This window comes from Shewanella sp. S1-49-MNA-CIBAN-0167 (assembly GCF_040310145.1).
GTDB classification, from domain to species: Bacteria; Pseudomonadota; Gammaproteobacteria; order Enterobacterales; family Shewanellaceae; genus Shewanella; species Shewanella psychromarinicola.
This window is the reverse complement of record NZ_JBEOPO010000031.1, coordinates 21,059-35,254: the sequence shown is the minus strand read 5'-3', so window position 1 is coordinate 35,254 and position 14,196 is coordinate 21,059. Positions and strand designations below refer to the sequence as shown.

12 protein-coding genes are annotated in these 14,196 nt (G+C 42.0%); 6 read left to right on the top strand and 6 right to left on the bottom strand.

The annotated features are described in order from the left end of the window. The first annotated feature begins 132 nt into the window (after positions 1 to 132). Positions 133 to 2,358, top strand: a complete 2,226-nt coding sequence (locus AAEZ00_RS14675; protein WP_124013907.1) for an NADP-dependent isocitrate dehydrogenase — start codon at positions 133 to 135, stop codon at positions 2,356 to 2,358. A 226-nt stretch (positions 2,359 to 2,584) separates the two neighbouring features. On the opposite strand, the gene cspD is transcribed toward AAEZ00_RS14675, so the two are convergent. After that, the gene (cspD, locus tag AAEZ00_RS14670) at positions 2,585 to 2,791 is read right to left on the bottom strand and encodes a cold shock domain-containing protein CspD (protein WP_101030973.1); all 207 of its coding nucleotides are present in this window, start codon (positions 2,789 to 2,791) and stop codon (positions 2,585 to 2,587) included. Between the two features lie 196 nt (positions 2,792 to 2,987). Here cspD and clpS point away from each other — a divergent pair, with 196 nt between their 5' ends. Together clpS and clpA are read left to right on the top strand one after the other, a co-directional pair. Continuing rightward, positions 2,988 to 3,296: an ATP-dependent Clp protease adapter ClpS gene (gene clpS / locus AAEZ00_RS14665; protein ID WP_124013908.1), complete on the top strand. Its 309-nt coding sequence runs from the start codon at positions 2,988 to 2,990 to the stop codon at positions 3,294 to 3,296. 42 nt (positions 3,297 to 3,338) lie between these two features. Then, a complete protein-coding gene (gene clpA, locus AAEZ00_RS14660; RefSeq protein WP_124013909.1) occupies positions 3,339 to 5,597 on the top strand; it encodes an ATP-dependent Clp protease ATP-binding subunit ClpA in 2,259 nt (752 codons plus the stop codon). Between the two features lie 384 nt (positions 5,598 to 5,981). Here clpA and infA read toward each other — a convergent pair whose 3' ends face one another. The 3 genes from infA to aat form a co-directional block, all read right to left on the bottom strand. Further along, the gene (gene infA / locus AAEZ00_RS14655) at positions 5,982 to 6,200 is read right to left on the bottom strand and encodes a translation initiation factor IF-1 (protein WP_011496276.1); all 219 of its coding nucleotides are present in this window, start codon (positions 6,198 to 6,200) and stop codon (positions 5,982 to 5,984) included. Between the two features lie 79 nt (positions 6,201 to 6,279). Further along, entirely contained in the window at positions 6,280 to 6,999 is a 720-nt protein-coding gene (locus AAEZ00_RS14650; protein WP_124013910.1) for an arginyltransferase, read from the bottom strand. Beyond that, entirely contained in the window at positions 6,989 to 7,696 is a 708-nt protein-coding gene (aat, locus tag AAEZ00_RS14645; RefSeq protein WP_124013911.1) for a leucyl/phenylalanyl-tRNA--protein transferase, read from the bottom strand. The genes AAEZ00_RS14650 and aat overlap by 11 nt, the downstream gene beginning before the upstream one ends. A gap of 51 nt (positions 7,697 to 7,747) precedes the next feature. Between aat and AAEZ00_RS14640 the strand changes: the two genes are divergently transcribed. Continuing rightward, positions 7,748 to 8,236, top strand: a complete 489-nt coding sequence (locus AAEZ00_RS14640) for an outer membrane lipoprotein (protein WP_372491477.1) — start codon at positions 7,748 to 7,750, stop codon at positions 8,234 to 8,236. Between the two features lie 101 nt (positions 8,237 to 8,337). On the opposite strand, the gene AAEZ00_RS14635 is transcribed toward AAEZ00_RS14640, so the two are convergent. Beyond that, complete coding sequence (locus AAEZ00_RS14635) at positions 8,338 to 8,706, bottom strand: hypothetical protein (protein ID WP_351088927.1); 369 nt, start codon at positions 8,704 to 8,706, stop codon at positions 8,338 to 8,340. A gap of 432 nt (positions 8,707 to 9,138) precedes the next feature. Here AAEZ00_RS14635 and AAEZ00_RS14630 point away from each other — a divergent pair, with 432 nt between their 5' ends. Together AAEZ00_RS14630 and AAEZ00_RS14625 are read left to right on the top strand one after the other, a co-directional pair. After that, positions 9,139 to 9,891 (top strand): Nif3-like dinuclear metal center hexameric protein, encoded by a 753-nt coding sequence (locus AAEZ00_RS14630; protein WP_351088938.1) that lies wholly within the window; start codon positions 9,139 to 9,141, stop codon positions 9,889 to 9,891. A 202-nt stretch (positions 9,892 to 10,093) separates the two neighbouring features. Continuing rightward, complete coding sequence (locus AAEZ00_RS14625) at positions 10,094 to 12,016, top strand: monovalent cation:proton antiporter-2 (CPA2) family protein (protein WP_124013913.1); 1,923 nt, start codon at positions 10,094 to 10,096, stop codon at positions 12,014 to 12,016. Between the two features lie 61 nt (positions 12,017 to 12,077). Here the strand turns inward: AAEZ00_RS14625 and metG are convergent, their stop codons facing one another. Continuing rightward, positions 12,078 to 14,129: a methionine--tRNA ligase gene (gene metG, locus AAEZ00_RS14620; RefSeq protein ID WP_351088925.1), complete on the bottom strand. Its 2,052-nt coding sequence runs from the start codon at positions 14,127 to 14,129 to the stop codon at positions 12,078 to 12,080. Between the last annotated feature and the right edge of the window lie 67 nt (positions 14,130 to 14,196).

Here is a 14,196-nt window from a genome sequence, read left to right as displayed (position 1 = left end):
TGGCAGACTAAAAAGATGCGCCAAGGTTGCAAGTCAAGGTTTACTTGCGCGTGTGTTGTCAACGAAAATCCATTAAATGCTTACACAATTTATTCTAATAAATTGATAATTTACAATAATGTAGGAAATAAAATGAAAGATAACACTCCAACGATTATATACACAGAAACCGACGAAGCGCCGGCACTGGCTACGCTGTCTTTCTTGCCTATTATCCGTACCTTCACTAATGCAGCAGGCGTAAAAGTTGAAACCCGTGATATTTCTTTGTCAGCTCGTGTTATTGCTCACTTCCCTGAAAAATTAACCCCAGAGCAAAAAATTGCTGATGCGCTAACAGAATTAGGCGAATTGGCTAACCAGCCAGAAGCCAACATTATTAAATTACCTAACATCAGTGCCTCAGTTCCGCAGTTAAAAGCCTGTATTGTTGAACTTCAAGCAAAAGGCTATGACATTCCTAACTACCCTGATGAGCCTAAAAATGACGCTGAAGTTGAAGCTCAATCCCGCTATGACAAAATTAAAGGCAGTGCCGTAAACCCGGTATTACGTGAAGGTAACTCAGATCGTCGTGCACCGACGTCAGTGAAAAACTACGCCAAGAAAAACCCCCATTCAATGGGCAAATGGTCGAGCGCGTCTAAGTCTCACGTTGCTCATATGAACGAAGGTGACTTCTACGGAAGCGAACAGTCTGTAACCTTAGCAGCAGCAGATAAAGTCAATATCGTGTTGACCCAACAAGACGGTAAAGATGTTGTGCTTAAGAGTGGTTTAGCGCTATTGGCTGACGAAGTTATTGATTCTTCAGTGATGAGCAAAAAAGCGTTAGTCGATTTTTATGCTCGTGAAATCGAAGCGGCAAAATCAGAAGATGTTTTATTATCTTTGCACCTTAAAGCCACCATGATGAAAGTGTCTGACCCAATATTATTTGGTCTTGCCGTGAAAGTGTTCTTTAAAGACGTCTTCGATAAGCACGGCGCGTTATTTGCTGAACTCGGTGTTGATGTAAATAACGGCTTTGGTGATGTGTATGCCAAAATAAGTACCTTACCAGAAGCTAAACGTAGTGAAATTGAAGCTGACATTGCCGCTGTTTATGCTGCTCGTCCAGCACTTGCTATGGTTGATTCAGATAAAGGCATCACTAACTTACACGTACCAAGTGACATCATTATTGATGCATCAATGCCAGCCGCAATCCGTTCGTCAGGGAAAATGTGGGGCCCAGATGGCCAGTTACAAGACACCAAAGCGATGATCCCAGATCGTAGCTACGCGGGTGTTTACCAAGAAACGATTGCGTTCTGCAAAAAGCACGGTGCATTTGACCCAACCACAATGGGCAGTGTGCCTAACGTGGGCTTAATGGCTCAAAAAGCAGAAGAATACGGTAGCCACGACAAAACCTTTGAAATTATTGCGCCCGGTACGGTTAATGTGATTAACCAAGCAGGCGATGTATTAATGAGCCATAACGTTGAAGCTGGCGACATTTACCGTATGTGCCAAGTGAAAGATGCGCCTATTCGCGACTGGGTTAAACTGGCCGTTAAGCGTGCACGTTTAAGCAATACACCAGCGGTATTTTGGTTAGACAGTCATCGTGCTCACGATGCTGAGTTAATTAAAAAAGTGACTCAATATTTATCAGAGCAAGAAACTGCTGGTTTAGATATTCAGGTGATGTCACCAGAAGATGCAACACGTTTCACCTTAGAGCGGATCATCAAAGGTGAAGACACTATTTCGGTAACGGGTAATGTATTACGTGATTACTTAACCGATTTGTTCCCAATTCTTGAATTGGGCACGAGTGCGAAAATGTTGTCTATTGTGCCGTTAATGAGTGGCGGTGGTTTATTTGAAACAGGTGCGGGTGGTTCTGCGCCTAAGCACGTACAACAAGTGGAAAAAGAAGGTCATTTACGTTGGGATTCATTAGGTGAGTTCTTGGCATTAGCGGCTTCTTTAGAGCACTTAAGTCAAACGACCAACAACCCTAAAGCACAAGTGCTAGCAGACACGTTAGACGTGGCTATTGGTAAGTTCCTTGACACCAATAAATCACCCTCTCGTCGTGTAGGTGAACTTGATAATCGCGGTAGCCACTTCTACCTAGCGATGTATTGGGCACAAGCATTAACTGAGCAAACAGAGGATTCAGCGCTGGCTGCGTATTTTGTACCATTGGCTAAATCATTGGCTGCAAATGAAACGGTTATCCTTGCGGAGTTGAATGGTTCACAAGGTCCTGCCGTAGATTTAGGCGGTTATTACCGTTTAGATGCTGCGAAAGCTGAACAAGCGATGCGCCCAAGTGCCACATTAAACCAATTTTTTAAGGGCTAATGTCTGCGGGTAACGCCTTCGAGGTGATTGCGTGGTGATGACATCAACAGCGATAGCGTCAACTGAAGTTGTCATCTTGACTAAATTGAGACTAAAAACCTCAACGCTGGCTAACAAACGGTTAAATAATTATTTATTTTTGTTCATTGAGGTTATTTAAGTCAATAAAAAAAGACAGGGATTAAAATCCCTGTCTTTTTGTCTTTTTGTCTTATAGTCTCACCAATTATTTTGTTGGCGAGATGGCTGAAGCATGCATTCCTTTGGGACCAGCTTCAACTTCGAAGCATACAGGTTGACCTGCTTTTAAGGTACGATAACCTTCCATTTCGATAGTTGAATAGTGCGCAAATACATCTTCGCCACCCTGATCAGGGCAAATAAACCCGAATCCTTTGGCGTTGTTGAACCATTTTACAGTTCCGTTTGCCATACTTCCACTTCCTTCTATTGTCTACTTACCAGTAAGATAGTAAAACTTATTATCCAGCGGTCTATTATTCGCCGCCTAACAAATAGAATGAAATTTGTACGAAAAGATGTCAAGCAGTAATTAACAAAAAGGCAACATTTAATTAATTTAATAATATCAAGTGGTCGGGAACCAAACGAGAGGCTAGTATTAAACAATGGCTAAAATAGGCAGTGTAGAACATATTGAAGAAAAGGTTGAATCTAAGCTACAACCACCCCATATGTATAACGTGGTGCTAAACAATGATGATTACACCCCGATGGATTTTGTGGTAGAAGTATTACAACGTTTCTTTGAGAAAAATGAACAGCAAGCTGTTGATATTATGTTAGCAATCCATAACCAAGGCAAAGGATTGTGTGGTGTGTTTCCATTTGGAATTGCAGAAACAAAAGTTTTTCAAGTAAATCAGTTTGCAAGAGAAAACCAACATCCGTTACTGTGTACGTTAGAGAAAGCATAATATCGATTTCTCACAGTCTGTGGTTAAATTTAGGGGGTGCTTATGCTGAACAAAGACCTGGAAGTCACCTTGAACCTAGCGTTTCAGCAAGCTAGAGATTCACGTCATGAATACATGACAGTAGAACATTTATTATTAGCGCTGATTGATAATCCCTCTGCTTATGAAGCATTAGTTGCTTGTGGGGCGGATGTTAATCGTTTACGAGAAGAAGTGGCTAATTTCATTCAACAAACCACACCGATTATTGCCGAATCAACTGAAGAGCGTGAAACACAGCCTACCTTAGGATTTCAACGTGTTCTGCAACGTGCGGTTTTCCATGTGCAATCATCTGGTCGTAATGAAGTTTCTGGCGCCAATGTGCTGGTTGCTATTTTTAGTGAGCAAGAATCCCAAGCGGTTTATTTACTGCGTCGTTGTGAGATTACCCGCTTAGATGTGGTTAATTTTATTTCTCATGGCATGGGAAAAGAAGACGATTCTGGCGAACCACAAGATCAAGAACGCATTGATGATCAATCTGAAAATGCCGAAGACCGTAGCATGTTGGCGCAATTTGCGGCTAATTTAAACCAATTAGCGCAAGACGGTACTATCGATCCATTAATTGGTCGTGATGCTGAAATTGAACGTGCGATTCAGACACTCTGTCGTCGTCGCAAAAACAACCCCTTACTCGTGGGTGAAGCTGGCGTGGGTAAAACGGCTATAGCAGAAGGTTTGGCTTATCGCATCGTCAACAAACAAGTGCCTGAAGTGATGGCCAATGCGACCGTGTATTCGTTAGATTTGGGCGCATTATTAGCGGGCACTAAATACCGTGGTGATTTTGAAAAGCGCTTTAAAAGCTTATTAAAAGAATTAGCTGCGGATGAGCATGCTATTTTATTTATTGACGAAATTCATACCATTATTGGTGCTGGCGCCGCTTCTGGTGGTGTGATGGATGCGTCTAACTTACTCAAACCATTGTTATCAAGTGGTAAGTTACGTTGCATGGGGTCAACGACGTTCCAAGAATATCAAAGCATTTTTGAAAAAGACCGTGCTTTAGCACGTCGCTTCCAAAAAATTGATATCAATGAGCCTTCTGTCGCTGAAACCACCAAAATATTGATGGGGCTTAAATCTAAGTACGAACAATACCATGGTGTACGCTATACCCAAGCGGCCATCAGCAGTGCAGCTATCTTATCGGCAAAGCACATTAATGACCGTCATTTACCCGACAAAGCGATTGATGTGATTGACGAAGCGGGTGCGCGTATGGTGATGATGCCGCAAAGCAAACGTAAGAAGACCATTGGTCAAGCTGAAATAGAGGCTATCATTGCCAAGTTGGCGCGTATTCCTGAGAAGTCGGTATCGTCGACTGACAAAGATATGCTGCGTAACCTAGAACGCAACCTTAAGATGGTGGTATTTGGGCAGGACAAGGCTATTGAGAGCCTCAGTTCCGCTATTCGCTTGTCGCGCAGTGGTTTAGGCTCAGAGAAAAAGCCAGTGGGTAGCTTTATGTTTGCCGGCCCGACAGGGGTAGGTAAAACCGAAGTCACCAACCAATTGGCTAATTGTCTCAATCTTAAACTCATTCGGTTTGATATGTCTGAGTATATGGAACGCCACACTGTGTCGCGTTTAATCGGTGCTCCTCCAGGTTATGTTGGTTACGATCAAGGTGGCATGTTAACCGATGCTGTGATTAAAAACCCACATTGTGTGGTGCTACTTGACGAGATTGAAAAGGCGCACCCTGATGTATTCAACTTGCTATTACAAGTGATGGATCACGGTACGTTAACTGACAATAACGGTCGTAAAGCTGATTTCAGAAATGTGACGTTAGTGATGACAACCAATGCTGGCGTGCAAGAAACTATTCGTAAATCGATTGGCTTTAGACAGCAAGATCATACTCAAGATGCCTTAGCTGAAATCAATAAAATCTTTTCACCTGAGTTTCGTAATCGATTAGATTCAATCGTATGGTTTAATCATTTGGATATGACAGTAATCGCCAAAGTGGTTGATAAGTTCTTAGTTGAGTTACAGGCACAACTTGATGATAAACATGTCACCTTGGATGTCAGTGACGAGGCTCGAACCTTGCTTGCGGAGAAGGGATACGACAAATCGATGGGCGCGCGTCCTATGTCGCGTGTGGTGACCGAATTGATTAAACGCCCACTAGCCGATGAAATTCTATTTGGCGTGCTTGAAAGGGGCGGTGTTGCGCACATTGACGTGAAAGACGGTGAGATCAATATCAATTGTGAGTCGTTAGAAAAAGTGTCGTAGTCATTAACGATACAATTGAAAAAGATGACCCATGGGTCATCTTTTTTATGTGTGTTAATTGCGCCTAATACCGTTTCTTGATAAATAAGTCATCAACTCAGAGCGTTACTCACTGTTCAATTCAATGGGTATTGATGGCAAAATGGGTATTCCCTTTTTAAATCAATACAACATAGCAGTGGAGCGTATGAGGTGCTTCTGCAAAACGGATTACAACCATCGCTATGCTTGGTTGAATGCTCTGATAAAGGGATACCCATTACGTTGAACATTCGTTTTGTTTGATGCGTGTTGCTTTGCGCTGAGTACACTTTACTTATGCAGTTTGGTATAACAACAAAAAAACCGACAGGCAGTCGGTTTTTACATTGTTGAGGCTAGCGATTAACGTGCGCGGAAGACGATACGACCTTTTGATAAGTCATAAGGAGTCAACTGAACCGTGACTTTGTCACCGGTTAAAATACGGATGTAGTTTTTGCGCATTTTGCCAGAGATGTGGGCTATCACCACATGTCCATTTTCAAGCTCTACGCGGAACATTGTATTTGGCAAGGTCTCAAGGATAGTGCCCTGCATTTCAATGTTGTCTTCTTTCGCCATTAATTAGTTATCCCATTAGCCTTCAAATATGAAAAAATCGGGCGTATCATGCCCCAAAAACCCTGAACTGTAAAGGGCGTTAACGAGAAAGAGGTGTAAGATTTTCGCCAACTTGCCAACCAAGTGCTGTTAAAATTTGATATGGACGGTATTGGCGTTTATAACTCATTTTCCTATTTTGATCAATTTGATAGCCCAAATACAAAAATCGCTTACCCAATGACTTTGCCAATTGGCATTGAATTAAAATCATCAGTGAACCCAAGGATCGTTCAGCATAGTCCGGGTCGAAGTAACTGTAAATCGCCGAATAACTCTGTGCCATATCATCGGTGACCGCGACTGCAATTAACTTCTCATGATCAAATACTTCGATATACATTGGCGGCAACCAATCAGATAATAAAAAATCATCATATTGGCTTTGTGATGCCGGGAACATGGGTCCATCGCTGTGCCGTTCATTAATGTAACGCTGGTACAAAATATAATGTTCAGGCCGTGATGTATGGCTGACTTTCCAATGTAAATCTCGGTTGTTCTTTAACGTGCGTTTCTGACGTTTTGATAACACAAAATCGTTCACATTCAATCGAATAGACTGACAGGCTTGGCAGTTTGGGCAACGTGGTTTATAAATGGCATTTCCATTACGACGAAACCCCATAGCCAGAAGTTGTTCAAATAATGCTGCGTCAACTTGTGGTTCCTGGATGACCAACAATTGTTCTTTATTGCCTTCAATATAGTTGCAATCAAAAGGTTGGCTTATGCCGACGCTGACCGATTTAGAATTCAATTAACACCTCTTGTTTGTGCCATATTGACGCTGAAATGGCTTGATCTCGATATTGATGAAGTATCGACAAAAATTTGCGTCTTGGTAGGGCGTTAGCGCCAAGGCTGAGCAAATGTGGGTTTATTATTTGGGCATCAATTAACTGGAAATTATTTTTCACCAAGTGTTGATTCAGTATAGCAAACGCAGCTTTTGATGCATTAGTTTGGCGATGGAACATCGATTCACCGCAAAAAACACCTCCTACCGGAATACCATACAGACCACCGACAAGGTGTTCGCCATCCCACACTTCAATAGAGTGAGCGCGCCCTTGAAGATGAAGTTCATAATAGGCCATTTGAATTTCTGCCGATATCCACGTGCCACTTTGGCTATCGCGAGGCTGTGCACATCCCGCGACTACGTCCAAAAATGCATGATTAATGGTATAGCGCCACGTTGATTTTTTAAGAAACTTAATCAAGCTTTTACTGCCAAAAGGTTGAGTCGGCGTGAACACAGCTCTAGGGTCGGGCGACCACCATAAAATCGGGTCATTGGCATTAAACCAAGGAAAAATACCTTGATAATAGGCTTGTATTAAGCGGGTGGGCTGCAAGTCTCCTCCAATGGCTAATAAGCCATTAGGATTAATGAGGGCTTGTTCCGGCGAAGGAAACTCGATGGATTGATTTAAATAACACAGTGAGTTCAAATTGAGTATATTATTTGTAATATCGTATCGTTAACTTAGCGGAAATTAGCCATGTTTAAAATCATAACTGTGAGTATGAAGAGTATTTTTGCAGTATTGCTGACAATTTGCCTTTTTTTTGGCCAAAGCCAAGCTGCTTATGAGCGAAATCAAGCGGTCCCCGTTGAGAAAGTACTGTATGGACAAATTGAATCGGTAAAGCAGGTGAGTGAAAAACAGCTGGTTGAAGACAGTCACAGTGGTTGGAAAACCTTTGGTGGAGCCTTAATCGGTGGTGTTATTGGCCATCAATTTGGTGGTGGTTCCGGTCAAGATGTTGCCACTGTCTTGGGGGCATTGATCGGTGGGGGGATCGGAAGTCAGCATGGTAACCAACAATATTATTTTGAAACTAAATTAGTTGAACTAATGATAAAGCAAGAAGATGGCAGCCAAGTTATGGTGATCCAAGATGCGGATCCTGGAATGAGTTTTGCTGCCGGAGATGAGGTTAGGGTGGTTTACTTAACCGGTTATGTCAGAGTCGACCTTGCAATGTGATAATGCGAGTAAAATAACAGGAGCCTAGGCTTCTGTTATTTTACCCGCAGTCGTCAATACCTGTTTTGCAATACAGTATTATCTGTTATTGCCACGTTTTATTAAAAACCTTGAGGCAATGTTTGCTTACCGATTGTATTTTCGAGTTTTTGACGCCACAACTGCTTAGGGGTTAATCCACCTGAGGTTGATTGAACCTTTTTAGTCGGTGTTTTTTTCGCTGCAGTTTTTGCCGATTCTTTTCGCCTAGGTTCAGCGACTAATCCGTTCGTGGTTGTCAGTGGTACTTTTTTTACTGAAGATGCCGTTAAATTAGCATGCATAGCGTCGAGTTCGCTAAAACGCACTGATTTTGCGCCGTCGATTTTATACCAACTGCCCGCTTGCTCAATTGAAACGGGTTTGCCAGATTGATTTTCAAGTGCCGTTTGTAATTGGCTGATGACCTCTTCTTTAGTCAATGTTGTCATAGTTAATAACCTACTTGTTATCACGTTAAATTAAGGTTGTAACTAATTTTAAAGTGTTAAGTTATCAAAAGTCCAATTCATGCCAAAATTGTCGAATTATCAGTCAAAAAGTCGTTTTTATCGACAGTTTATTGGGACGTTATTGCAATAAATAACTTTAGGCTATACGAATATAACCTGTCTCAGAGGCTTGTGTTTCTCATTGATTTAGATCCTAAAATATCTGTATTTCAAACCGTTTTTAGGTTGCATAAGCTTCGCGAGTTCGACCATATTCGGGTAAACTGGTGGTATCGCCATTCAGTATTATATGAATGAATATCGTGTGAGTCCGTATGGTCAATATCATTATCAATAACCTTATATTGTCTACTGGCTGAGGTTAGTTAAATTTTTAGGGGTTTTATGTCCAAAAATCATCAAACATCAGTTATTTCACGTCAAGAATTGGCGTCCTATCTTGATACTTTTTTAAACGTGAGTGCGTTTAAAGATTATGCGCCAAATGGGCTGCAAGTCGAAGGTAAGTCGAACATTCACACCATAGTCACCGGAGTTACAGCTTGTCAGGCACTAATTGATGCTGCGGTAAAGGTCAACGCTGATGCAATTTTGGTTCATCATGGTTTTTTTTGGAAAAATGAGCCTGACGTCATCACTGGCATGAAATATCGTCGGATCAAAGCATTAATGGATAATGACATTAGTTTATATGGCTATCATTTACCGTTAGATGCACACCATGGTGTGGGTAATAATGCCCAATTAGCCCAACAATTAGGCATTATTAGCCCAAGAGTCTACGAGCCTGTGGCTCAGGATTTATTATGGCATGGTCATTTAGAACACCCATTAACGGTTGCCGAATTTAGCGAGTTACTCAGCAGTGTATTAAAACGTAAACCATTGCACATAGGTGATGAAACCAAAATGATCTCGACCTTGGCTTGGTGTACCGGAGGTGCACAAGACTATATTGATGATGCGGCGCAAATGGAGGTTGATGCATTTATTAGTGGTGAAGTATCAGAGCGGACTTTCCATGCAGCAATCGAGCAAGGGTTACATTACTTTGCCGCTGGGCATCATGCGACAGAACAATTTGGCATCCAAGCTTTGGGTGAGCATTTAGCGGAAAAATTCAATATTGAGCATCATTTTATTGATATTGTAAATCCCGTGTAATTTGACAATATCGTAATGCTTGGTTGCGCCGGCGCTGATGTTCATTGCGTTATCGGCTTTAGTTTTAGGTGGAAAACCGATGTTTGGTGTTGTTTTTTGACAACATTGACTTAGCTATTGGCATTAAACGAAGTCTACATAATGGGTGATGGACAAGACCATGGATGTATTATATTGCCTTTTATTTGTTAAGGATCCGTAAATGACCGAGTATTTCCTACAAGCTTTTATTTATTTAACCGCTGCGGTAATCGCTGTTCCCTTAGCCAATAAATTAGGATTAGGTTCAATACTCGGCTACCTCATTGCTGGGGTTGTTATTGGGCCAATTATCGGTTTAGTCGGCAGTGAAACCAACACGATTCAACACTTCGCTGAATTTGGCGTGGTGATGATGTTGTTTTTAGTTGGCTTAGAGCTTGAGCCTAAAATGTTATGGGCGATGCGCAACCGTTTATTGGGGTTAGGTGGTTTACAAGTTGTGGGGACTATTTTGGCCGTGATGGCCTGTGCGACTTATGCTGGATATGGGCTCAGTACAGCGTTAACCATAGGGTTAATTTTTTCCCTTTCATCTACCGCAATTGTGTTGCAAACCTTATCTGAAAAACGCCTCAATAAAACCCATGCCGGGAAGAACGCATTTTCGGTCTTGCTGTTTCAAGACATAGCCGTCATTCCCATGTTGGCCTTTATTCCGTTATTAGCCTTACCTGAGTTAGTTGAGAAAGCCCAAGCTGCTGTTAGTAGTATGAGTGAACAACACGAGCAGTTAAGTCTCGTGGCTTCATTACCAGGTTGGGCATATGCCATTGTACTGGTATTAGCTATTGGGGCTGTGGTGTTAGGTGGGCATTATCTCAGTAGGCCATTATTTAGGATGGTAGCGGACTCGGGAGTACGCGAAATATCTACTGCCGCAGCGCTTATGTTGGTGATTGGTATTGCAGCGTTAATGAGTTTGGTTGGTATTTCACCCGCATTAGGCACCTTTTTGGCGGGCGTGGTACTGGCTAATAGTGAGTTTAAACATGAACTAGAGTCCAATATTGGGCCTTTTAAAGGATTGTTATTAGGACTGTTTTTTATCACCGTGGGTGCTGGGATTGATTTTTCGGTGTTATTTGCCGATTTTAGCGAGATTATCTTAATGACCTCTGGGGTGATGCTAATTAAAGGGATTGTACTTTATTTATTGGCATTAATTTTTCGAATTAAAGGCAGCGATCGTTGGTTATTTGCCTTAAGTCTTGCTCAAGCGGGTGAGTTTGGCTTTGTATTATTAAGTTTCAGCGTGCAACAGCATGTGTTGCCTGCAGAGCTGGCACAAACCTTGTCGATAGTGGTCGCGTTATCGATGTTTTTAACCCCAGGGTTGTTCATTTTGTTCGAAAAGGTGATCTTTCCTCGTTTTCAGAAAAAAACCAATCAACGCGCCCAAGATAATATTGACGAGGTTGGCTGTGTGGTGATTGCTGGTATTGGTCGTTTTGGCCAAGTTGTTAATCGATTATTGATTTCCAATGGCATTAAAACGGTGGTGCTTGACCATCAAGCCTCACAAGTTGACTCGATTAGAAAAATCAATACTAAAGCCTATTATGGCGATGCTACCCGTCCAGCTTTATTAACAACAGCGGGTATTGCCCAGGCTTCCTTGTTTGTTGTCGCCATCGATAATCGTGAAAGCAGTGTTGCGTTAGTGAAATATTTACATCATACCTACCCCAAACTTAACATCGTTGCGAGGGCATTCGATCGCGGCCACGGGCATTTATTAAAAGAAGCGGGCGCCGATATTGTTGAGTCAGAAACCCATCATTCTGCACTTGAAGTGGGCGCGGCGTCATTGCGCTTATTGGGCTATTCTGACGATTTTGTCAGTAAGCGAAAGTCGACGTATAAACGGGTTGAAAAAGAAGCATCTAAACGTCTATATGCACAATGGTTAACGGAATCAGAGGGTGAGCGGTTCAGCAATGACTTTTTAAACCTGTTTATGCGATACGAAGAACGATTAAAGCAGGCAATGGCAGAAGATTTTGAAGTGCAAACAGCGAATGAGGCTTATAAATCAGAGACCGAATCAACCTCTAGTAGTGAATACAATAAACATAACAAATGAACTATCAAGCCAAACAAAAAAGACCGCCAAAGCGGTCTTTTTTTGTTTGGCTAGTTGAGTGCTACTTCACTCGCATCCCCGGCTGTGCGCCTTCATGGGGTTCTAGAATAAACAAATCTTTACCACCAGGACCTGCAGCTAACACCATGGCTTCAGAGTCACCAAACTTCATCGTGCGCGGCGCAAGGTTCGCCACCATCACGGTCAGTTTACCGACTAAGTCTTCAGGTGCATAAGCCGACTTAATACCGGCAAATACTTGCTTAGTTTCACCGCCTAAGTCTAATTCAAGTCGGAGTAACTTATTGGCTTTCTCGATATGTTCCGCTTTGCTGATCCGCGCAATACGTAAATCGATTTTAGCGAAATCATCAAAGCTAATTTCTGGGCTAATAGGATCGAGTTCTAATTGATTAACCGCTTGCTTAGGCGCGTCTGTTTTAGGCGCGTCGGTATTGGTTGCTTGCAAGTTTTCTTTAGACTCATCGATGATAGCTTCAATGCTCTTAGGTTCAATACGCTGCATTAAGGGTTTAAATGGCGCGATTTCATGACCCGCTAGATCTTGGCCTAAATTATCCCATGTTAAGGTTAACTGTAAAAAGTCTTCAACATTTCCGGCCAGTTTAGGCAATACAGGCTTAAGGTAGGTAACCAAAATTCTGAACAGGTTTAATGCATTGCTGCATACCTGATGGGCTTCTGCTTGTTTATCTTCTAGCTTGACTAATTGCCAAGGCGCCGCATCAGCAACGTAGGCATTAGCCATATCGGCCAAGGCCATGATTTCGCGCATCGCTTTACCAAATTCACGGTTTTCATAGCATTGAGCAATGGTTTCGCTTTTGGCTAAAAATATGTCGCTTAAGCTGCTGTCTGCAACCTTGGCTAATTTGCCTTCAAAACGTTTACCGATAAAACCGGCCGTGCGTGAGGCTAGGTTAACCAATTTGCCGACTAAATCTGAGTTAACTCGCTGGGCAAAGTCTTCTAAATTCAAATCCAAATCATCAATACGGCTAGTTAATTTAGCGGCGTAGTAATAACGCAGGTATTCAGGATCTAAATTGTCTAAATAGGTACGCGCTTTAATAAACGTGCCTTTTGATTTAGACATTTTTGAACCGTTGACCGTGACGTAACCGTGAGCATAAACACTGGTGGGTTTACGGAACCCAGCACCTTCTAACATTGCAGGCCAGAATAAACTGTGGAAATAAACAATGTCTTTACCGATAAAGTGATACACCTCGGCGCTTGAGTCTAGGCTCCAAAAATCGTCAAAATTTACATCATCACGCTTGTTACATAAGTTTTTAAACGAACTCATGTAACCAATGGGAGCGTCTAACCAGACATAGAAAAATTTACCGGGTGCGTCTGGGATTTCAAAACCAAAGTAGGGCGCATCACGTGAAATATCCCATTGCTTTAGGCCTTGCTCAAACCATTCGTTAAGTTTATTCGCCATTTCTTGTTGCAATGAACCCGAATGGATCCATTCTTTTAGCATGCCTTCAAATGCAGGCAGGTCAAAAAAGAAATGTTCGCTGTCTTTCATAATGGGCGTTGCACCCGACACGGCTGATTTTGGATTGATCAAATCAGTGGTGTTATATGTCGCACCGCAGTTTTCACAGTTATCACCGTATTGATCTTCAGACTTACATTTAGGGCAGGTGCCTTTGACAAAACGGTCTGGTAAGAACATTAACTTTTCAGGGTCAAATAATTGTGAAATAGTTTTGGTTTTGATGTAACCGCTGTCGCGTAATTTTAGATAAATCTCACTGGCTAGGGCACGATTTTCGTCACTGTGAGTCGTGTGGAAATTATCAAATTGAATGTTGAAATCGGCGAAATCTTGTTGATGCTCTTTTTGAACTTGAGCAATCATTTCTTCTGGTGTAATCCCCATTTGCTGTGATTTCAGCATAATAGGTGTGCCATGAGCATCGTCGGCACAAATGTAATAGCATTCATGACCACGTAATTTTTGAAAACGTGACCAAATATCCGTTTGGATATATTCAAGCATGTGGCCTAGATGGATTGGGCCATTGGCATAAGGGAGGGCACTTGTGACCAGTATTTTACGCTGCGATTTTGTCATTTTGTCTCGATATCAAATTACACCAATAATATTGCCTGATACTAACTGATTAGCAGACTTTTTTCAG